A 21,178-nucleotide genomic window follows, 5' to 3' on the forward strand; every position below is an offset into this window, starting at 1 on the left:
ACGAGATGACGTCGAGTCTCGTGGGCTCGGAGAGTTGTATAAGAGACAGCCCCGCGGACGCCGCCCCAGCCGCCCCCACCGGAGACGATAGACTTGAGCGCGAATAGATATGACGTCCCATCGACACGGACAAAAGGACATTGATGACAGACGAACTCGACCCCTTGGACGAGTCGGCCGTGAAGCAGGCCGTCGACGCGGCACTGACAGCCTTCGCGGATGCGACGACGCTCGACGATCTCAAGCAGGCGAAGATCGACCACACCGGCGACAAAGCCCCGCTGGCGCTCGCCAACCGGGCCATCGGCTCACTCGACAAGGCCGATAAGGCCGCCGCCGGCAAGATCGTCGGCAAGTCCAGGGGAGCGGTCAAGCAGGCCCACGACGCACGCCTGGCAGAGCTCGAAGCCGAACGCGATGCGGCCGTGCTCATCGAAGAGGCCATCGACGTCACCCTGCCCACCGACCGTCGCCGCCTCGGCGCTCGCCACCCGCTGAGCCTCATCCAGGAACAGGCGGCGGACTACTTCGTCGGCCTCGGCTGGGAGGTCGCCGAAGGTCCCGAGATCGAATCCGAGTGGCTGAACTTCGATGCGCTCAACTTCGGGCCCGACCATCCGGCTCGACAGATGCAGGACACGTTCTTCGTCGATCCCGCCGATGCCGGTCTTGTCCTGCGCACCCACACCTCACCGGTCCAGTCGCGCTCCCTGTTGGAACGCGGTGTCCCGCTCTACGTCGTGTGCCCGGGCAAGACCTTCCGCACCGATGAGCTCGACGCCACCCATACCCCGGTCTTCCACCAGATCGAAGGCATTGCCATCGACAAGGGTCTGACCATGGCCAACCTGCAGGGTACCCTCGACGGCTTCGCCCGCGAGATGTTCGGGCCTGAGTCGAAGACCCGCCTGCGCCCGAGCTTCTTCCCGTTCACCGAACCGAGCGCAGAGATGGACTTCTGGTTCCCCAACAAGGTCGGCGGTCCCGGCTGGATCGAATGGGGCGGCTGCGGCATGGTCCACCCCAATGTGCTGCGCGCCGCCGGCATCGATCCTGATGTCTACCAGGGCTTCGCCTTCGGCATGGGCATCGAGCGGACACTGATGCTGCGCGAGGGAATCAACGATATGCATGACATGGTCGAAGGCGATGTGCGCTTCTCGACCCGTTTCGGAATGAAGGCTTGATATGCGCGTCCCACTGAACTGGCTGGCCGACTATGTCGATCTCCCAGCCGAGACCGATCCCCATGCCCTCGCTGCCGAGTTCGCAGCCGTCGGTCTCGAGGAAGAGGACTTCTTCGGACCCGAGATCACTGGCCCACTCGTTGTCGGACGGGTGCTCGAACTCGTCAAGGAAGAGCACTCGAACGGCAAGACCGTCAACTGGTGCCGCGTCGACGTCGGCCCCGAACACAACGAAGCCCAGGATGATCCGAAGGACCCGCAGCCCGGTCCCGAGGTGCCCAGCCGCGGCATCATCTGCGGTGCCCACAACTTCGTGCCCGGTGACCTCATCGTCGCCTGCCTGCCCGGAGCAGTCCTGCCCGGTGACTTCACCATCGCGGCACGCAAGACCTACGGCCACAAGTCCGATGGCATGATCTGCTCGGCCAAAGAGCTCGGCCTCGGTGAGGACCACGACGGCATCATCGTCCTGACTGACCTCGGCCTGACCGGTGAGCCCGGCGATGATGCGATCCGGTTGCTCGGCCTCGACCAGGTGACCCTCGACGTCAACGTCACCCCCGACCGCGGCTACCAGCTGTCGATGCGCGGCATCGGACGCGAATACGCGCAGCTGAAGGGCCAGACCTTCACCGACATCGGATCCGCCGAGGTGGCTCCCACCAACGCGGCCACCGACGATGGCTTCCCGGTGACGGTTGAGGACAACAACCCCATCAACGAGGTGACCGGCTGTGACCAATTCACTGCCCTTCAGGTCACCGGCCTGGATCCTCAGGCAAAGACCCCGTTCTGGATGCAGCGTCGCCTGCAGCAGGCGGGCATGCGCCCGATCAGCCTGACCGTGGATGTCACGAACTACGTCATGCTCGAACTCGGCCAGCCTCTGCACGCCTACGACACCGCGCTGCTCGGCGACGAGATCGTCGTCCGCCGTGCGAGTGCGGGAGAGAAGTTCACGACTCTCGACGATGTCGAGCGCACACTCGATCCCGAGGATCTGCTCATCACCGACCGCGGTGCCGGTGCGAACGGCAAGGGTGGAAAGATCATCGGTCTGGCCGGCGTCATGGGCGGCGCCGACGTCGAGGTCAACGACCAGACGACCGACGTCGTCATCGAGGCCGCTCACTTCGACCCGATCTCGATTGCCCGTACCTCACGCCGCCACAAGCTGTCGTCGGAGGCCTCGCGTCGCTTCGAACGCGGCGTCGACCCGAGGCTCGGGCCTGTGGCCGCACGTCGCTGCGCGGACCTGCTCGTCGAACTCGGCGGCGGAACGCTCAGCCCAGCGACCACACAGATCGGGCAGGCTCCCGAACCGACGGTGCTCGACCTCAAGATTGCCCGTGTCGCTTCCTTGGTTGGTATCGATTACTCAGTCGCCGAGGTGACCTCACTGCTCGAGGGCATCGGCGCAACTGTGTCGACTAAGGACGATGAGACGGTGTCGGTGACCGTGCCCAGCTGGCGCACCGACATCACCGACGACATCGACCTCATCGAGGAAGTCGCCCGCACCGCCGGCTACGACCGCATCCCCTCCGTTCAGCCCGCCGCTCGGGCCGGCAACGGACTGACGGTAGCGCAGAAGACGCGTCGCCGGATCTCGAACTTGTTGGCTGCCGACGGGTTTACCGAGGTGCTGTCGTACCCGTTCACGAACGATAAACGGGATGACCAGCTGCGGCTCGAGGCCGATGATGTGCGTCGCAAGCACGTTCGCTTGGCCAACCCGATGTCCGAAGACCTGCCGCTTATGCGCACCAACCTGCTCTCGACGCTGGTCGACCTTGTGGTTCGCAACCAGGGCCGCGGGGCGAAGGATGTCGCGCTCTTCGAGGCGGGACTGGTGTCCACCTCGGCGGGTCTGCCTGAGGGGCCCGGACCGCGTCACCTGCCCGGATACCACCCGAGCGATGACGAGCTCGAGAAGATCTACGCTTCGGTGCCGCATCAGCCCTACCACTACGCGGGCATCATCTCCGGCAATGCGGAGCTGCCCGGAGTCTGGGGCAAGGGCCGCAAGGCCGAGGCCACCGACGTCATCGACACCGTGCGCCGGATCGCTGCGGTCAATGGCCTCGAGGTCACCGTCGAGGCCGACCAGATCGCTCCGTGGCATCCGGGCCGTGCGGCGAAGTTTGTCCTCGCCGACGGTCAGTTGCTCGGCCATGCCGGAGAGCTGCACCCGAAGGTGTGCGAGAACCTCGGCCTGCCGGCGCGGACCGTCGCCTTCGAGATCGACCTCGATGCGCTGCTGGCCCAGGACGACCTGCGGGCTTGGGACGGCGCTCTGTCGACCTATCCGGTGTCGCGTCAGGATGTCGCGCTCATCGTCGATGCCGAGCTGCCGACGCAGACCCTGGCCGCGACGCTGCGCGAAGGTGCAGGGGAGGAGCTCGAACTGCTCGAGACCTTCGACCTCTACACCGGCGACCAGCTGCCCGAGGGCAAGAAGTCGCTGGCGTTCCGCCTGACGTTCCGTGCCCCGGATCGTACGCTCAAGGCCGATGAGGCCTCGGCGATGCGTGAAGCGGCGACGAAGCTGGCCGCCGAACGTCACGGGGCCGAAGTCCGCAGCTGAGAACAGTGTGTAGCAGAGCCCGGTCAACCGTTAGAGTGGTTCGACCGGGCTCTGCCGTACCCGCACATTGAGCCGCGGCAAGCCCCGCAGCATTGAGCATCCGCACCGCACATCACGCACAACAACACCACACCGTCTGAACCCGATCACCATCGAGGAGCCGTGACCATGTCAGAGAAGCTGCCCTACGGAAACACCCTGCCCTACGGAACCACCCTGTCCACGGGCGACACAGCACCGGAGGCCACCGCGGTCCCGTCCAAGACGATCGCCGTGATCACCGGTGGTGCCCGCGGCATCGGCCGCCATCTGTCGGAGGCGTTCGCGCAGGCCGGGTATCTCGTGGTCGTCACGGCAACCTCGGCGGAGAATGCCGAGACCGCAGCGGCGGAGATCCTCGACGCGACTGGGGGAGCGGTCACCGGTGCCGGGCTGCGCACCGACGATATCGACTCGGTGAAGGCTTTCCGCGACGTGGTCACCGGACTCGAGTCCGAGACGGGGCGTCGTCTGCAGGTGCTTATCAACAATGCCGGGCGCATCGAGTCGACCGAAGGTCCGCTGTGGGAGGCCGACCCGGAGGCGATCAAGGGTGTCGTCGATGCAAACGTCCTTGGCGTCGCACTCATGGTGAACACGTTCGCCTCGGTGCTCATGGAGGCCGCCGAGGCGACCGGCCGTCCCAGTCGGATCATTGACCTCAACTCGGGGTCTGGTGCACAGGGAACGCCGGCGTATGCGGTGTATTCGGCATCGAAGGCGTCGCTGTTCCGTCTCGCCGACTCGGTCGTGCACTTCGGCCACGACAAGGGACTGCGGATCTTCGAGATGGCGCCTGGCGTCGTCGAGACCGCGATGACGAAGTCCATGCCTGTCCACGACTTCCGCACCAGCGACGACTGGACGTCCCCTGCACAGGTCGCCGACCTGGCGCTGGCACTGGCATCGGGGACGCTGGACGCGTTCACCGGGCGGTACGTCCGTGCGGGTGCGGATTCGGAGGAGTCCTTGATCGCCGAGGCTGCCACGGGTCTGTCGAAATCGTCCCGTCGACTCGTGCTTGGGTGAGGTGATCGAGACCGTAGCGTCAGCGGCAAGGAGGCCTCTGCGGACTTTGCTCATCGACAACGCCGACTCATCCACGCTCAATCTCTTCCATCTCCTCGCCGAGGTGAATGGTTATGCTCCGACCCTCGTACCCAATGACTGGGCGGAGTTCTCGCTCGACGTGCTCAGCGAGTTCGACAACGTCGTCATCTCTCCAGGCCCAGGGACTCCGGAGAAACCGGCTGACTTCGGTATTTGCGCCGCGGTGATCGCGCAGTCCCTGATTCCCGTCCTCGGGGTGTGCCTCGGGCATCAGGGAATTGCGGACGTGCACGGGGGAGTGGTGTCCCATGCGCCTGAGCCTCGGCACGGTCGGGTATCTCCGATTAGTCATTGGAGCACTGGACTCTTCGCCGGCCTTCGATCGTCGTTCTCTGGGGTGCGGTACCACTCGCTCGCTGTCACTGAACTACCTGAATCGCTTGAGGCGACGGCGTGGTCCGAAGACGGCGTCATCATGGCGTTGCACCATCGGACGAGACCGCAGTGGGGAGTCCAATTTCACCCAGAATCGATAGCGTCGGAAGAGGTCCGGGCATTGCTGCGGAACTTCGCTGGTTTGACGGCGGAGTGGTGCGCACGACGTACGAGATCACACGTCCCCGCGGGGTCGTGTACGGCATCGGATCCGCGGCCTTCGACCTTCCGCGCCCCCTCGGGGACGCTCTCAGATTGTCTGCAGGTACCGGCCGTCGACGATCGTTCTGATGAACCGCGTCGATACATTCTCGACACCGACGAGTTGCCGCAGACAGTTGCCGACGCCCGACTTTTCGCCGAGCTCTTCAGCAGTCAGCCCGAGTCGATCTGGCTCGACGGGAACCTGCCCGGCAACGCCTCCTTACGGTTTTCGATTATGGGTGCACCCACGGGTCCGCAGGCCAAAGTCGCGACAGCCTCGGTTCCGGACGGAACAGTCAACAATGGCGGAGCAACGCCGTTTTTTGCGGCCTCCGGATTCTTCGATTGGCTCGAAGCTGAACTCTCCAACACTGACATCGAGCTGGCGCCCTACGAGGCTCAATCAACTGGCACAGACGCGGAACTGCCCGCCCCAAACGCAGAAGGCACCGACTTGCCGTTCGAGTTTCAGATCGGGTGGTTCGGCTATCTCGGCTATGAGCTCAAGGCCGAGGTCGGCTCGCCGAACCAGCATCAGTCCGAGCTGCCCGACGCTGTCATGATGTTCCTCGACCGCGCCCTCGTCATCGACCACGACACTGACCGCATCCACCTGCTCGCACTGCGCAAACCTGACGAACCTGCGGGCCGTGCGGCGTCTCAACAATGGTTCCAACACATCCGCGCTCAGATCGAAGCGATTAGCGTTCATGACGTCAGTGAACTCGTTCAGTCAGGCGCCACCTCGGCGCGGGTTGAAGACACAGCATCCTCCGACTTCTCATGCTCACACTTATCGGCCCGGCATAGCCGACATGAATACCGCAACCTCATCGAACGAGTACAACGGGAGATCACCGACGGCGAAACTCACGAGGTGTGCCTGACGAACATGCTCGAGACCACGGTCGATCTGCAGGGGGACGCACTAGCGACGTATCTGCGTCTACGTCACGACAATCCGACGCCGTTTGGTGTGTTCATCCGGACTCAGGACGCAACGATTCTCAGTACGTCCCCAGAGCGATTTCTTCGCATCGATGCCAACGGGCGAGTGGAGTCGAAGCCGATCAAGGGCACGCGTCCCCGCGGGGACACTCTCGAGGAAGACGAGGCGATCAGGGCCGAGCTGACCGCCTCGGTGAAGGACCGGTCGGAGAACCTTATGATCGTCGATCTGGTTAGGCACGATCTCGGGCGCACGGCCGAATTGGGATCGGTGCAGGTGGACACGCTCTTCGGCATCGAGTCCTATGCGACGGTGCATCAGATGGTGTCGACGGTGAGCTCACAGCTGGACGAGCAGAGCAGTCCGGTGGAGTGTGTGCGGGCGGCGTTCCCTCCGGGGTCGATGACGGGAGCACCAAAACAGCGCACGATGGCGATCATCGATGAACTCGAGGCGGGTGCGCGCGGGGTGTACAGCGGTGCGGTCGGATACTTCTCGCTCAACGGTGCCGTTGACCTCAGCGTCGTCATCCGCACTCTCGTTTTTCGTAACGAGACTTGGCGGTACGGGGTCGGCGGGGCTATTGTCGCGCTGTCTGACTCGAATGAGGAGTATGCGGAGACGGTGGTGAAAGCGGCACCGCTGCTGCGCTTGCTCGGCGGGGCCGAGCTCCCCGGTGGGACTGCCCTCGCTGACACACGATGTGTCAGTAGTGAAAACGGAGAGGACATTCATACCGTGATCCCCTCCGAGGTGGCTGATCCCGCCAATATCGACACGGGTGCGTCCGCAAGTAGAGCAGAGCGATGACCGTTTGGGTATGGAACTCGCAGGAGTCTCGGTTCGAGAAGCCACCGGAGGACGTCGACAAGTGGACGCTGCTGGCGGCGGATTCGTGGTTGGTCGTAGACGGACGAGTGAGGGCGTTCGACCGTCATCAAGCAAGATTCGCCGATACTGCTGGGCAGGTGGGTGTTGGTGCTCTGGTTTCTGCTGAACTCTGGGCATCGGTCATTGAGAAGATCCCGAAGACAGGGGAGTGGTTCCCGCGAGTAGACGTTCTAGAGCAGGCAACGGGGGGCTCTCGAATGTTGGCGTTCCGATTGCGGCCAGCACCGCCGCGGACGCGTAAACTGCGAGTCCTCATCCCCTCGTATTCCGATCCGCGCAGCACACCTGGGCGTAAGGGGCCGGACATCGCATTGCTTGAGCAACTGCGAAAACAGGCTCGAGAAGAATACGACTGCGACGAAGTGCTCCTACTCAGCGAAGACGGCTATATTATCGAGGGTGCGACGACTAGCCTTATGTGGTGGGACGGGGGCACACTTTGTCTGCCGGATCCTTCCCTAGGTGCGTTGACGGGGGTGACCTCGGCGGTAATTCGCGACGAAGCTTGTGCTCAATCGATCCCGGTTGAATACAAGCGAATACATCACTCCTCCATAGTTCAGCGCGACGTTTGGCTTGTCAATGCGGCGAGCGGCGTCCGGCGGGTCCGTGAGGTAGTCGATGTGAGAGCGTCACAACATCGGCTTCAACTTCCCAATCCGACCCCACCGAACGAACTCAAATTGCGTCTGAGTCGGATCGAGAGGACCGAACGGTTCAATCGATTCCTTGAAAGGACAAAGTCCCAGTTATGTCCACTATAAGGAAATCCTGACTTCACTGACAGAAAGCCCCAAGAGTGACTGCGCCTGAATGTTTGCGCCGATCGTCCCGGAACCGTAAAGAGCAGACCTGGGGCCACCCTGAACTGACGCGGTAGCGTCCAATTCGAAACCATTGTTAGTGTAAGAGTAACGTAGCGCGTTGTATTACATCTAATAGTTTCCTTCGGTACAGTGTGAGCAGAGTCACATCCCAAGCTTCGGGTAGTTGGCAGGTAATGACCAAGCGTATGCGCACTGCGATTTCACTATCGAACACCTCTACGAATTTTCCACAATCTGCCAACTGCCAATCTAGAGAAACGTATAGTCCGTGGGCCATCCGATAACTTGGAGGAGGAAGATCTCAGCGTTCCTCGTCCGACCAGCGCCCAATAGCGCAAAGAGTAGCGGACGAATCAGTGATAGCTTCCGGGACTGAAACCGACTCTATGTCTACCAGCCAGCGATCACCTCAGCACGGCCGGCCGTGGGTTCGCGGTCGGTGCCTATACGGCGGTCAGTTCGGACTACGGTGCAGTCATCGCAATATCGGAGCGACCTCGGATAATGTTGACTACGAGAGTAGCATTGAGGTGAATAGTTGACCAGAGGCCACCACCAATACAGCGATTGAAATCGTGGTTCTATGGACACTATCCAAACCCTTCCGAGGGTCGGGCGCTCGCACTTTGCTATAGAACGCGGTCGAAAGCGGCTACTATCAAGTTGAAAGAAGCAGCAAGATTGGAAAAAATGATATCAATACAGACAAGTTGTATATCCAATGACAGCACGAGTCAAAATAAGGCAAACATGGAATTTCGCACATTGGACCGCAGTTTGACTCCAAGCATGCGATGGTGATTAAGAACTAACTCAACACCGTCTAAGCACCGAAATTGTTGTAAGTTAAATGCAAATCATGCAGCGGTGCAATAACTCATGGAAATGGTGGAATTACGTTGGCTTACCTCACTAACGAATTTTTAAGCAAATCATATGACCAGCTTGCGAAAGGGTGGTCGACCAAAAAGCTCGACAAAGCCTGGATAGCCGAAGACGAATACGTTGCAATCGGCCAACTGATATACGTTCAAACACGAAACAAATTTAGAGCCAACCTGATAAAAGAATGCGCCAAATTTTCTACGAACGGGAATGGGCAAATTCGCATCGGAATGATTCCTGTTGCGAAGAGGAACGACCTGAAAAGGAAAATGTCAGATAAATCCGCGATTCCAATCTATGGAGAGGATTTTGCGACCGAAGATCTATCTGGCGCTAGTTCGGGAAGCGAAAATATTACATTTGGATTGATACGTAAACTGGTCGAAAAGCCGGTAGAAGGTACCACATGTCATCTAGTCAATGATCACTTCTTCACCATGCAGCACAGGGAGAACAGAAGCGAAATCGTCGTCATCGCGGACTGTTCTGCGTCTGGTCGGCAATGCATGGAATTTATGGAGTCGATGAAGTGCTCGGAATCAGTTACCAAATTTGAGGCCGCTGCCGATACAAAAATATCACTGTTCGTCTCGTGTATATCCCGCCAGGCAATTGGTCTGATATCGAATCATTCGCGTAAGTGGGGCTATAAATTCTCGTTTAATACTGTCGTTCCTACGCTTAAACACCATCCATTCCCGAAGGCTTGGGCAAGACGAATGGCCCATTGGGTGAATGCCAATATAAGCCCCAATGCCTATCAGCAGGCGGCGGTATTATATGTCTCAGAATTTTCGGTACCAAATAATCTGCCACCTATATTTATTGGAAAAGGAAAGAAGTTGCGTGACGCGCTCTTCTCCAAAAGAAGCGATACGCGTATTATAGACTGGGATGAAGTGCTAATGAAAGGCGAAGCAATAACGACTTCGCATGTACGAAGGATATTTGGCGAACGCTCCAGGCTCCGCAGCACGATTGCACAGAAATGGTTCGAACTTGCCCATTGGAGTATGGAGATGGATATCCTTGCGTTGTGTTCGCGGCAAAGAACTCTCATTGATCTCATGGAACTTACGTCGATTGATAGGGATACCGCGATTGATCTTCTGCAAAGGTTGACTAAAGCTGGGTACTTGTGCAGAACCTACCGGCCGAACATACCCTATCGCCGAGAGGTATGGAGATGCACAGACGCGGGGGCGTATCTTCTTGCATCGTTGATTCGTAGAAGAGACAAGCCCAGCGGAACTCGGTTGCACGCTAGTTCGGACCGAGGTAGTATCGAAGTGCTCCTCAAGAAATAGCTGGGATAGCAAAGGCTATTCCGCGAGTAGCATCTGTCACCTTAAGGTGCGTTTGCTAATTTTCGCTATCATGTCTCACTCGTTCAGCGCGGGAAGCGCTGACGGGCACTGAGCTAACGTATTTCTTGAGGAGTTTCGCTTTGCAATTTTTGAAAAAACTGAAACTCGCACTTGACAGGCTAATCTTGGGGCGATCGACGCCTGGATGGATGCTTGAGCACGTGTTTGATCGTAATCTATCGATTTTGGATAAAGTGTTGGAATCAATCCTGCTAAAGGATGGTCTCGAGCACTCGGAGTTTCGTGGTCGTTTAACACGGTGGCGAAAATCATATATTGGCAAATCATGGGGTTTGTGGACAGATTTCAGCGATAGTGCGAACATATGCGAGTTTCTTGGTGATTCTTCGATCGCCGAGTCAGATATTGTTTCGATATTTGCTGACCCGGATATGCATTATAGGAGATTCTGGCTTCCCTCTCGGCGAAGTGATAATACGCGTTCTAAGGGGCGAGTGAGAAAGCGTCGCCTAATTCATGCGCCCGACGATTCGCTTCTGTCTATTCATCGTCTACTACTGCGTGAAGTTCTTGATTCATTTGACCTGGTCATTTCCGATGCGGCTCACTCATATCGACCACGCCGTTCGCCGAGGACTTGTATGTTTCCTCACAAAAGCTCTGGCTGGATGATTTGTATGGATTTTAGGAACTTTTTTGGCACCATTACTGAAGATAAGGTTCTGAGAGCGTTAGTCGACCGGCTCGGTTGTCCCAGTTCCACTGCAGCTTGCTACTCTCGTCTATTTACAGTGAACTGCGAAGATAAAGGCATTCGAGTGCTTCCGCAGGGAGCACCCACTAGTGGGTTCATATCAAACGTTTGTTTGATCGGTTTTGATCAAAGGCTGCGGGCGATGTTGTCTAGTGTTGATTCAAATATTGTGTATACGCGCTATGCTGATGATATTGTCATTAGCGGTCCCGGAATGTTGAGCAAATCTGTTAAGTCTCGTGTGATCGCTTCGGTTTCACAGGCGGCGAATGGCAAGGGGTTTGTTATTAACAACTCTAAGACGCGCGTATATTCAGGTGCCTCCGTGATGCGGGCGTTGGGGATTGATATCAGAGGAGGTGAACTGTTTCCTCGAAAGTCTATTATCGATTATATTGAGAAGCAGGTTCGTTTGATAAAGACTCGATCTTTGACCGAGGTTTCGAACGGATGGGGCGGCTTGGTTGATGGTCAAGATAATACTTTGAAATACTTGGATCACTTATGGGGTTTAATAATATATGCTTCAGGAATTAATCGCAGATACGCGCAAGGTATTATCGCGGAATTGGAGAATGTCGAAACTCCCTTATCTGGGCGATTAGGGCTGATCGATTCATAATGCGCTCTCGTTGTGGTTGGGTTTTCTGGATGAAATTCTATTGTGTGTCTGTTATTTGATCACGGCAATATCCACTCCACAATCGCAGCAACATGCGCATCGACCGAGTCGATGGCCGGCAGGGGAGCGGTTTCTGGTGGAACCAGTAGGCCGATCTCCGTGCACGACAGCGCGACCGCGTCCGCGCCGCGTGCCTTGAGGTCGTTCATGATCTCGACGTATCGCTCTCGTGATGCATCTGTGAAGACACCCCGTGTGAGCTCGTCGAAGATGATCTGGTCGACCTCGAGGCATGTTTCCTCGTCCGGTACAAGAGTGCGGATTCCCTGGGCCTCCAACCGGTCCGTGTAGAAACCGTCGAGCATCGTCCACTTCGTGCCCAGCACCGCCAGCGTCGAATGTCCCTGCCGCTTCGCCATCGTGGCGATCGCATCGACGATATGAATGAGTGGGGCATCTACCGAAGTCTCGATCGCCGGCGCACACTTATGCATGAGGTTCGTTGCGATCGCCACCGCATCGGCGCCGCCATCTACCAAGCGCTGCGCCGTGGCTGCCAATGCGGCATCGGCCCCGGCCCAATCCTCAGCTAACTGCAGCTCGCGAATGTCCGCGAAATCCGTCGAGTCGAGCAGGATGCGCGCCGAATGATGACCGCTGAGCTTCTTTGCCACCGCATCGTTGATCTTCGTGTAGTACTCGATGCTCGAATGCCAGCTCATGCCACCCAGCAGACCGATCCTGCGCATACTCTCACTCCTCATCGCGTCGACTTCCGTGACGTCCGAAACTGTTCTCGACTCCAGTCTGACTCGATCCGACAACGCTCGGTAGACCCAGTTTCCATTGCTCTGACATAAGCTGGGCTTATGGCTAATGTGTTCGAACAAGCCCTCGACCTCGGTGAGCCGAAACGTCTGCTCATCTTCGGCGCCATTGCCGAATCCGGCAGCATCGGCGCCGCCGCACGCGTCCTTGGCTGGTCCCAACCCGCACTGTCCCAACACATGACTGCGCTGGAAAAAGACCTTGGCGTCACCCTCTTCGACCGCACTCCACGCGGCATTCGGCTCACCACCGCCGGCCAACTCGCCCGCATCCGCGCGAACGAGGTGGCCGCCTCGGTGACGGGATTGCGCAGTGACCTTGCGAAAGCCTTCGGCCTCGGCGGACGCAATGTTCGACTCGCCGGATTCCCCAGCTTCGTCATCGGCCCACTGGCCGCAGCACTCGGTCGGCTCGAGACAAACGCCGGCACAAGTACGGACTCACCGCTCCATCACTCGTACGAAGTCTCCGAGGCCGAACCGCCCGAAGCACTGCGGATGCTCGACGACGGTGCCATCGACATCGCGTTCCTCTTCCATCACGAAGACGAAGCCCCGCCCGAGCTCCCCGGACACACGACCGTCGACCTCGGTGCCGACCACCTCGACCTGCTCGTCCCCGAACGGTGGAACCGGGCCGGACAGATCCAACATCTCTACGATGTCGCCGAACTGCCGTGGATCATGGGATGCGTGCGGTGCCGATCCACTGCCGAACGCCTCTGCCGCACCGCCGGCTTCGAACCCCGGACCCGCCACATCACAGACAATCCTGGCGCCATCCAATCCTTGGTCTCCAACGGTCTCGGCGTCGCACTGCTCCCTCGCAGCGCCCGCCGCTACTCCCAAATCGCGGGCATCGACCCCATCGCGCTGGAAGAAGCCGGCGCCCGGCGAGTCTCCGCGCTGATCCCGGACGGTTTGGCTGACGCCTCCGAGGTGGTCGACCTGATCGATGCATTGCGAGCTGCCGACGTGACCGGCGGTAGGGCAGACTTCACAGCCGGCACGGAAGCAGTAGGCGCCGCAACCGGTACAAGCGCCAACAGCAATTTGTCCGACGGCTACAGTGACTCCTGATGAGCACGTTCACCAAAGTCCTCGATAGGTGGCTGACGGTCACCACGGCCGCGGCGATCATCGTGATGATGCTCCACATTGTCACCCACGCCCTGGCCCGATCGATCTTCCACGCCCCGATCTACGGCACCAACGAAATCGTCGAATATTGGTACCTGCCCATCGTCGCGCTCCTCGGCATTCCCGCCGCCCAGCTGCAGAAGGAGCACATCACCGTGACCATGGCCATCGAGCGGGCCAAGCCAGCCACCGCCGCCGTGTTCACGGTTTTCGCGTGCCTTCTCGGCGCACTCGTGTCGATCGCCTTCGCCTGGTTCGGGCTGAGCAAGGCACTGGAGAACACGGCCATCGGATCGACTGCCGACGTCTCCGATGTCATCACATGGCCGGTGTACTACCTCGTGCCAGTCGTGTTCGTCCTCCTCGCTGTGCTCTACATCTTCGACGTCGTCGCGATTCTCCGCCGCCGCACCAAGGTGGGGGGAGGAGAAGTGAACGAGAACACCGACCTCACCGGCGCACCCCTACCACCGGACGACTCAAGCAGCGCGAACATCACCGGCACTGGGCACCCGAAAGCAACGAAGCTTTTCCCGACAGATTCCCGCCGCGAACGCCCCGGCGTACTCGCGCTGACCATTGGGTTCGGACTCGTCGCCGTCTGCCTGATCGGCCTCTTCACCAGCCCCTCCGCCGCCATCGGCGGAGCCTGGTGCATCGGGATGATGCTCGTCCTCCTCTTTCTCTCCGTCCCGGTGGCCATTGCACTGTCCGTGCCGTCGATCATCGGCGTCTACGCCGTGTCCGGGATCCCGGCGACGATGAACATCCTCTCCACCGCACCCTTCAGCGCCGTCTCCGACTGGTCGATGAGCGTGCTCCCCATGTTCATCTTCATGGGAATGCTGCTCACCCAATCCGGACTCTCCGGCAAGGTCTACCGTGTCGCCGACCACTGGTTCTCCTGGCTGCCCGGCGGCATCGGCATCGGCACCACCTTCGCCGGTGCAGGACTGTCCGCCGTCACCGGCTCGACCATCGGCATGACCTACGCCCTAGGCCGAGCAGGCATCCCCGAAATGCTCAAAGCCGGCTACGACCGCCGCATGGCAGTCGGCACGATCATGGTCTCCGGCATGACAGGCAACCTCATCCCACCCTCGATCCTCATGGTCGTCTACGCCGGCATCGCCTCCGTCCCCGTCGGCCCCGCCCTCATGGCCGGTGCCCTGCCCGGAATCGTGCTCGCCGTCTGCTTTGCTGCCTTCATCTTCGCCCTCGGCGTCGTCGCCCCGAAACTCGTCGGCCGCGGCCAGAACGCCCAGACCGCCACTGACAGAACATACGCAACCGACACCACCCGCCCAACAACAACCTGGCGCGACCGCTTCACCTCCCTGACCGGGATCTGGGGCTTCGCAGTCATTCTCGTCGTCCTCTTCGGCGGCATGTTCTCCGGCATCTTCACCCCTACCGAGGCCGGAGCTGCGGCCGCGCTCTGCTCACTGCTCCTCTGCCTGTGGGAAAAACGGGGCGAACAACCGTGGCGCAAGGTTGCGGAATCGGCCATGGATACGGTGGCGGCCACCTCGGCGATCTTCTTCATCATGATCGGCGCGACCATGCTCACCAGCCTGCTCGCCATAACCGGACTCGCCCCCATCCTCACCGGCCTCATCACTGACCTCGGGCTCTCGCGGATCGGATTCCTGCTCGTCCTCATCGTCCTCTACATCGTCATGGGCATGTTCTTCGACACCCTGTCGATGATGCTGCTGACCATCCCGATCCTCCTGCCCACCCTCGAGACGATGGGCGTGAGCCCGCTGTGGTTCGGGGTCTTCGTCGTCCTCCTCGGCGAGTTCGCCATGGTCACCCCGCCGGTCGGCATCATCCCCTACATCGTCCACTCGATCGCGAAGAACTCCGAGGTCAACCTCGGTGCCACGGTCACGCTGCGCGACATCTTCATCTCTCTGCTGTGGTTCCTGCCCGTCGGTGTCATCTTCCTCATCCTCATGGTCGCCGTGCCCGGAATGACCGAATGGCTGCCCGACCTCATCAGCCGCACGAGCGGGGGAATGCCCGGATAATCCTCGCCGAGGTGGCCCTGCCCACCCGTGCACTGTGTCGTTCGGGTGGCTGCCGCAGGGTGTGAGCGGACTCATGGTTAGGGTGACCTCATTCAGGCATATGATTGGAGGGAATTCTCAGCCTTCGTTCAAAGGAGTCCCATGAAGCGCATCCGCACGGCAGTACGCCCCGCCAAGGCCATTGCGGCGGTCGCATCGCTGGCACTGTTGGCCGGATGCGCAGGATCCGTCGGCGGTGAGGGATCAGGTTCGGGCGACTCCGCGGGGAAGGGCTTCGCCTATGAGGCTTCCCAGGATGAAATCGATGCGGCTCTGGCCGACCTTGACCCGGTGACGATCAAGTTCCAGCCGTCGTCGATGTCGGAGAAGTCGATCCTCGCGCCGAACGGACTCGACGTGAAGAAGGCCATCGAGGAACGCTCGGATGGCAAGATCACCGTCGACATCGTGTGGGGCCAGGCTATCGCCAGCTACGCCGACGTCGATGACGCCCTGGCCGATGGACGAGTCGATCTCGCCTTCACACTGCCCTCATACACCCCGGCCGAGTACCCGGCCTTCGACGCGATCGGCACGGCCATGTCGACGTTGCCGTCCTCGCCGGTGGCCAGTGATCTGGCGGCGAACGCGGCCGGTGTGCAGGCAGCATGGGAGACGCCCGAAGTGCTTGAAGAATTCGAGAAGAAGAACCTCGTCCCGCTCATTCCGATGCTCGCCGCGGGTGGGTATTCGACGATGTGCTCGAAGCCGATGACGTCGCTCGATGACTGGAAGGGCAAGCAGGTGCGTGTCGGTTCGGCCGCGGCGGGCAAGCAGATGACCGATCTGGGTGCGACTCCGGTGTCGTTGTCATTCCCGGAGACCTATGAGGCGCTGCAGCGCGGAACCGTTGATTGCGATCTCGGTCAGCTGGCACCGAACGTCGAGGCCGGCACCTTCGAGGTCGCCCCGAACATCGGTGTGGCCTCGGACGCGGGCATTGCCCGTTCGGCGGGTGCGATCACGGCGGGCAAGAAGTATGCGGAGCTGCCGGTGGCCTACCAGCAGGTCATCTTCGACTCGATGTCGACGACGTTCTCCACGATGATGGAGGTCGTTATCGGTGCGAAGGCGCAGGCTGTCGAGCAGGCGAAGGACAACGACGGTTCAGTTCAGCCGTTTGACGATGACGTGCAGAAGCAGATGGCGAAGTACGCGAAGACGCTGTCGGACAAGACCGCTGAGAAGGCTGGCGTTGACGGCGCGCCGAAGACGCTGGGCACCGCTGGAACCGAATGGGCAAAGTCCGTGTCCGAGCTCGGTTACGACGACAAGGGTGACTTCGCCTCACTCGACGAGTGGTACCCGGAGGACGCCTCGTACGACAAGCTCGGCGACGAGCTGTTTGAGAAGGTCATGGCCGAGCACCGGCCGGAGTGATCCGGGACGCTAGTTGCTGTCATTTCGATGAGAATCTCGGTTGGGCTGGAGTTTATTGAACTCTCGGCTCAAATTCCGAGCGGTTCAATCTTTCAATACTCCAGCTATTAGAATCGTACAGACAGTTTGAAAGGCTCAAGCTGTTCGCAAGCTGAAGCTGATTACTGTGCGAGGAGTCCTCGCTGAAAAGTGACTCTATTCGTTTAGGTACCAGGCCGTGGTCTCCAGAGTATCCACGCCAATAAAGTTCCTCAGTAATCGATCCTTCCTTCTTGGCAAAATTACATATTTATTGTCATTTTTGTCGTGCTTGACTAGGTGTTTAACTGTTTTTACGCTACCGTATTTGAGTTTCGAGTATATTAGCCCGCGAATCTGATCGCGTACCGTCGACGCGTGCATCAAAAACGTAACGGTGGCTATGCACGCGATAAGTAGGATGGCGGCAGAGATCAGAGTGGTTGCCGTTTGCGACCAGTTCCAGATCGCGCCGAGCGCAATTGCGCCAGCGACTAGAGCAAACGTAGCTGCGAGAACCGTGAGGGCGACCGCGAAAGATGGCAGCAGTCCTGAAGGGAGCAGTATCCGCGGTAGCCTCTGCTTAAGCATGTTTCTCGCGCTTAAATTAAGTAACGTGACAACTTCTGAAAGATCGGAGTCTTCGTTGCCATTGGCATTACGGCTAGACTCGGCCATTTCGCTTAACTTGATTTGAGCTTCTAATTCGGAGACAAGAGAGGAGAGTTTTTCTTCGTGTCTGGTTGGCTTGAAGTAGTCGAGCCCTTTTGACACGAGTACTGAAAGAGCACTGGACCCTAATATGGCTAATAGTATTGTGCTGAAGCTCATTGTCCTCCTATCGTGATGCTCCCGAGCTGATCAGTTTGACTGCCCCGTCCACGGATTCACTAGCCGGACTCCAGCAAGCGCTTCGAAATGTTTGGTGTTTCGCGTTGCGACAGTCATCTGATGCGCAACTGCGATTGAAGCAATGAGGGCATCATCGAGAGGCGCATGCTCGGGTACGCGGAATGAGCCCAGTGCGCGGGCGGCAGGCAGATCGAAAGGGAGAATGCGTCCCGCGAATCCGGGGAGGAGCATTTCCTCGAACCACATTCGCAAGATCTTGCCTTGCTGCGAATCTGTGCGTTCTTTCGCCGTCACACCACGTTCGATCTCGGAAATGCTCAGGGCCGATACAAACTGGGCTTGCGCGGGCACCGAACTCGACCAGGATTCGACCTCCGGATTTCGACCGCGCACTCGCAGAGCCGACAGGACGTTCGTATCGAGAAGGAAGTTCATAGCTCTGCGCTGCGGGCTTTCAGACCGAGGCGTTTCGGCTCGAACTCGAAGTGCGTGTCCGTAGGCATTGAGATGAGATCAACGAGTGTCGGCTCCTCTGCCGCAATGCCGACCGCAAGGGCTTCCCTGGCTTCTGCCTCGATGCTCGAATGATGTGCAGCCGCCCGTCTTCGCAGTATGGCTTTGGTGCCCTCCGGCAGATTGCGAATCAAAATCTGTTCCACGACGCCTCCTCCTGATATCAACTCAATGATATCGTTTACAGTGCTTGGTGAGAAGAGGTTCTTCCAATCCACCGCAAACTCTCAATCGCACACACTCCCTGATCAACTAGGCTGGTGACGGCGCCAGACCACAGCGTGCCGGCCACGGCAATCCACGCCCCACGGGGTCGCAGGACCACAGACGAGTGAAAGGTGACAAGCGGGTGACGATCCTCTACACCATCGGACTAGGCGTCCTCAGCGCGCTCATCGTCGGATTCCTCGTCCGGCGGATGATGCTCACCGGCACCGGAGCCGCCCGCAACACCATCGTCTCCCTCATCATGGGCCTCTCCATCTGGCCCATCACCCTCCAGGCCTACAAGCTGCTCGGCATCTCCGAATCCGACCAATACCCAAACCTGTCGATGAGCTTCCCGGCGATCATGGTCTTCCTGCTGCTCTTCGCCTGGTTCATCGTCATCCAGATGTTCGTCCTGCTGGCGATCGAACTCATCATGCCCTCGGGCACCCTGAGCTCACTCATCCGCAACGCGCCGAAGATCCCTACCTGGTACCGCCGCGTCAATCGACTGGCCCAGATCCAGAAGATCCTCATCAAATTCGGCCTCTCCCGCTACCTTCGACCGCGAATCCCCACTCTGCGCGTTTCCCTCCGCGAGATCGCCGCCACTACCCGTGACGCCCTGGCCGCCTCGGGGGTCACGTTCATCAAGCTCGGCCAGTTCATCGCCACCCGCGGAGACATGATCCCGCACGAATTCGTCGAGGAGTTCTCAACCCTCCAAGCCGGGGTCAAGCCCGTTCCGTTCGCAGAGGTGAAAGATCAGCTTGAAGCCAGATGGGGCCGTCCCGTCGCCGAGGTGTTTGCCGAGTTCGATGAGAGACCCTTCGCTGGTGCCTCCGTCGCCCAGGTCCACCGAGCCGTGACCTGGGAAGGTCGCGTGGTCGCGGTGAAGGTGCAGCGGCCGAAGATCCGCAAACAGGTCCGAGCCGACTGCGATATCGTCCTCACCCTCGCCGACCGTCTCGATCGCACCACCGACTGGGCGAAGAAGATCGGCATCGCGAAACTCGCCCGCAGCTTCGTCGATTCCTTGCAGGGCGAGCTCGACTACCGCGGCGAGCTCGCCCAGATCGAGGCTCTCCGTCTCGCCGACGAGACCGGCCGGTCGACGACGAAGACCGAGTCTGTCGTCCATATTCCGCACGTGTACAAGGAGCTGTCCGGCGAGTTCGTCATCGTCATGGACCTCGTCGAAGGTGTCCCGCTGTCCCACGGCGACGAGGTGGTCGACCAGCTTTCCGACATCGCGCGCAGAGAGATCGCCCAGGACCTCTTCCTCATGGTCGTCCGCCAGGTGCTCGGAAAGGGCATCTTCCACGCCGACCTCCACCCCGGAAACATCGTCGTCTCAAGCGCCGGCCGTGCCGGCCTCGTCGACTTCGGCGCCGTCGGCCGCATCGACAAACGCGACCGCCGAGCCATCGCACTGCTGCTCATGGCCTTCGACTCGCAAAACTCGCAGGCCGCGACCGCGGCCATCCTCGAACTGCTCGGCACACCGAGCGAGGTGAACCTGCGGGAGCTGCAGCGTGAAATCGGGCAGATCATGCTCAAGTATGGCGATGGCGCCCCTGGCTCGACCTCAGCTGCGTTGTTCGGTGAGCTCATCGACTTCGTGGTCGATTTCGGTTTCCCGATGCCGGCTTCAGTTGCGACGGCGTTCCGTGCCATCAGCACCCTCGAAGGGTCAATCACTCGCCTCGTGCCGGAGCTCAACCTGCTGGCGCTCGTGACTCAGCACGGCAAGACACTGCTGCGTGAGGTCGGGGGACTGGGAGTCGACCGACACGAGATGACGCTCTACGCGGCAGCGACCGCGCCCCAGATCGCCGAGCTGCCCGGGCAGATCTCGCGCATCGCCGGTCACCTGCAGGACGGCACGCTCGACGTCGGCACGAGCGGGCTCAATATTGCGACAATTAAGAATCTGCTTGTCTCCACTGTCGAGCAGTTCATTCAGGTGATCGTCTCGACTGCGCTCATCCTCGGCGGAGTGATCCTCATGGCCGCCGACTTCGGACCTGCCCTGGCCCCTGAGCTCAAACTCTTCACGTACTTCGGCGCGTGGATGCTGTTGGCCGGCAGCGTCATCGCGGCGCTGGTTCTCGCACCAGCACTCAGGCAGCGCATGACTTGGGAAGGGCTCGGGTAGCTGTCAGCGAGGACGAAATCGGCTCAAGTCAGTTAAGTTGGGCCTACTTCGGCTGCCTTTCTTGACGGCCCCGGACCGTCTCTGGTTGAGAACGATCCACCCACGATCTGTTAACTAACGCATTAGCGGCTCTTCCGGTTTCAGAGTGCGTAGCAGGGTCTCTGCACCCAGTGTGTCGGTGATGAATGAGAGGCGGGCCTTGGGTGATGATGGAAATTCTCCAAGATCCCTCACACCCAAGGCCCTGCCATGC

The 21,178-nt window shown here is 59.7% G+C and carries 14 protein-coding genes; 10 read left to right on the forward strand and 4 right to left on the reverse strand.

Annotation, left to right across the window (positions count from 1 at the left end; translation table 11 throughout):
• Positions 1-143 precede the first annotated feature (143 nt).
• From pheS to EB836_RS17430, 6 genes are all read left to right on the forward strand, one after another.
• On the forward strand, positions 144-1,187 hold the full coding sequence (gene pheS, locus EB836_RS17400) for a phenylalanine--tRNA ligase subunit alpha (RefSeq protein ID WP_135542676.1): 1,044 nt from the start codon (positions 144-146) through the stop codon (positions 1,185-1,187).
• Position 1,188: 1 nt separating this feature from the next.
• Complete coding sequence (gene pheT / locus EB836_RS17405; RefSeq protein ID WP_135542677.1) at positions 1,189-3,774, forward strand: phenylalanine--tRNA ligase subunit beta; 2,586 nt, start codon at positions 1,189-1,191, stop codon at positions 3,772-3,774.
• A gap of 168 nt (positions 3,775-3,942) precedes the next feature.
• Entirely contained in the window at positions 3,943-4,842 is a 900-nt protein-coding gene (locus tag EB836_RS17410; protein WP_135542679.1) for an SDR family oxidoreductase, read from the forward strand.
• 1 nt (position 4,843) lies between these two features.
• Positions 4,844-7,261, forward strand: coding sequence for an aminodeoxychorismate synthase component I (gene pabB, locus EB836_RS17415; protein WP_240690139.1), 2,418 nt, complete (start codon positions 4,844-4,846; stop codon positions 7,259-7,261).
• Between the two features lie 1,807 nt (positions 7,262-9,068).
• The gene (locus tag EB836_RS17425; RefSeq protein WP_135542681.1) at positions 9,069-10,361 is read left to right on the forward strand and encodes a hypothetical protein; all 1,293 of its coding nucleotides are present in this window, start codon (positions 9,069-9,071) and stop codon (positions 10,359-10,361) included.
• Between the two features lie 140 nt (positions 10,362-10,501).
• A complete protein-coding gene (locus tag EB836_RS17430; protein WP_135542683.1) occupies positions 10,502-11,758 on the forward strand; it encodes a reverse transcriptase family protein in 1,257 nt (418 codons plus the stop codon).
• A gap of 59 nt (positions 11,759-11,817) precedes the next feature.
• Here the strand turns inward: EB836_RS17430 and EB836_RS17435 are convergent, their stop codons facing one another.
• Positions 11,818-12,648 (reverse strand): amino acid racemase, encoded by an 831-nt coding sequence (locus EB836_RS17435; protein WP_240690141.1) that lies wholly within the window; start codon positions 12,646-12,648, stop codon positions 11,818-11,820.
• Here EB836_RS17435 and EB836_RS17440 point away from each other — a divergent pair.
• The 3 genes from EB836_RS17440 to dctP all read left to right on the forward strand — a co-directional run bounded on the left by EB836_RS17440 (position 12,628) and on the right by dctP (position 17,177).
• Positions 12,628-13,665, forward strand: coding sequence for a LysR family transcriptional regulator (locus tag EB836_RS17440; RefSeq protein WP_240690142.1), 1,038 nt, complete (start codon positions 12,628-12,630; stop codon positions 13,663-13,665). The two genes, EB836_RS17435 and EB836_RS17440, sit on opposite strands and share 21 nt — an antisense overlap.
• Positions 13,665-15,758, forward strand: coding sequence for a TRAP transporter large permease subunit (locus EB836_RS17450; protein WP_240690143.1), 2,094 nt, complete (start codon positions 13,665-13,667; stop codon positions 15,756-15,758). Before EB836_RS17440 ends, EB836_RS17450 begins: the two co-directional genes overlap by 1 nt.
• Positions 15,759-15,899: 141 nt before the next feature.
• Entirely contained in the window at positions 15,900-17,177 is a 1,278-nt protein-coding gene (gene dctP / locus EB836_RS17455; protein ID WP_135542685.1) for a TRAP transporter substrate-binding protein DctP, read from the forward strand.
• A gap of 195 nt (positions 17,178-17,372) precedes the next feature.
• Here the strand turns inward: dctP and EB836_RS17460 are convergent, their stop codons facing one another.
• From EB836_RS17460 to EB836_RS17470, 3 genes are read right to left on the reverse strand one after another with little or no spacing between them, the layout of a single operon-like run.
• Positions 17,373-18,026, reverse strand: a complete 654-nt coding sequence (locus tag EB836_RS17460; protein WP_135542687.1) for a hypothetical protein — start codon at positions 18,024-18,026, stop codon at positions 17,373-17,375.
• Positions 18,027-18,056: 30 nt separating this feature from the next.
• On the reverse strand, positions 18,057-18,482 hold the full coding sequence (locus tag EB836_RS17465) for a type II toxin-antitoxin system VapC family toxin (RefSeq protein WP_069600377.1): 426 nt from the start codon (positions 18,480-18,482) through the stop codon (positions 18,057-18,059).
• Entirely contained in the window at positions 18,479-18,778 is a 300-nt protein-coding gene (locus tag EB836_RS17470) for a hypothetical protein (protein WP_205683410.1), read from the reverse strand. The genes EB836_RS17465 and EB836_RS17470 overlap by 4 nt, the downstream gene beginning before the upstream one ends.
• A 113-nt stretch (positions 18,779-18,891) precedes the next feature.
• Here EB836_RS17470 and EB836_RS17475 point away from each other — a divergent pair, with 113 nt between their 5' ends.
• Positions 18,892-20,925, forward strand: coding sequence for an AarF/UbiB family protein (locus tag EB836_RS17475; RefSeq protein WP_240690145.1), 2,034 nt, complete (start codon positions 18,892-18,894; stop codon positions 20,923-20,925).
• The last annotated feature ends 253 nt before the right edge of the window (positions 20,926-21,178 follow it).

Source organism: Brevibacterium sp. S111 (assembly GCF_004745075.1).
In the GTDB taxonomy this organism is placed as follows: Bacteria; Actinomycetota; Actinomycetes; order Actinomycetales; family Brevibacteriaceae; genus Brevibacterium.

Coding starts and splice junctions, on each gene's coding strand:
- pheS (WP_135542676.1), top strand. CDS start 144: ATGACAGACGAACTCGACCCCTTGGACGAGTCGGCCGTGAAGCAGGCC.
- pheT (WP_135542677.1), top strand. CDS start 1,189: ATGCGCGTCCCACTGAACTGGCTGGCCGACTATGTCGATCTCCCAGCC.
- EB836_RS17410 (WP_135542679.1), top strand. CDS start 3,943: ATGTCAGAGAAGCTGCCCTACGGAAACACCCTGCCCTACGGAACCACC.
- EB836_RS17440 (WP_240690142.1), top strand. CDS start 12,628: ATGGCTAATGTGTTCGAACAAGCCCTCGACCTCGGTGAGCCGAAACGT.
- EB836_RS17450 (WP_240690143.1), top strand. CDS start 13,665: ATGAGCACGTTCACCAAAGTCCTCGATAGGTGGCTGACGGTCACCACG.
- dctP (WP_135542685.1), top strand. CDS start 15,900: ATGAAGCGCATCCGCACGGCAGTACGCCCCGCCAAGGCCATTGCGGCG.
- EB836_RS17460 (WP_135542687.1), bottom strand. CDS start 18,026: ATGAGCTTCAGCACAATACTATTAGCCATATTAGGGTCCAGTGCTCTT.
- EB836_RS17465 (WP_069600377.1), bottom strand. CDS start 18,482: ATGAACTTCCTTCTCGATACGAACGTCCTGTCGGCTCTGCGAGTGCGC.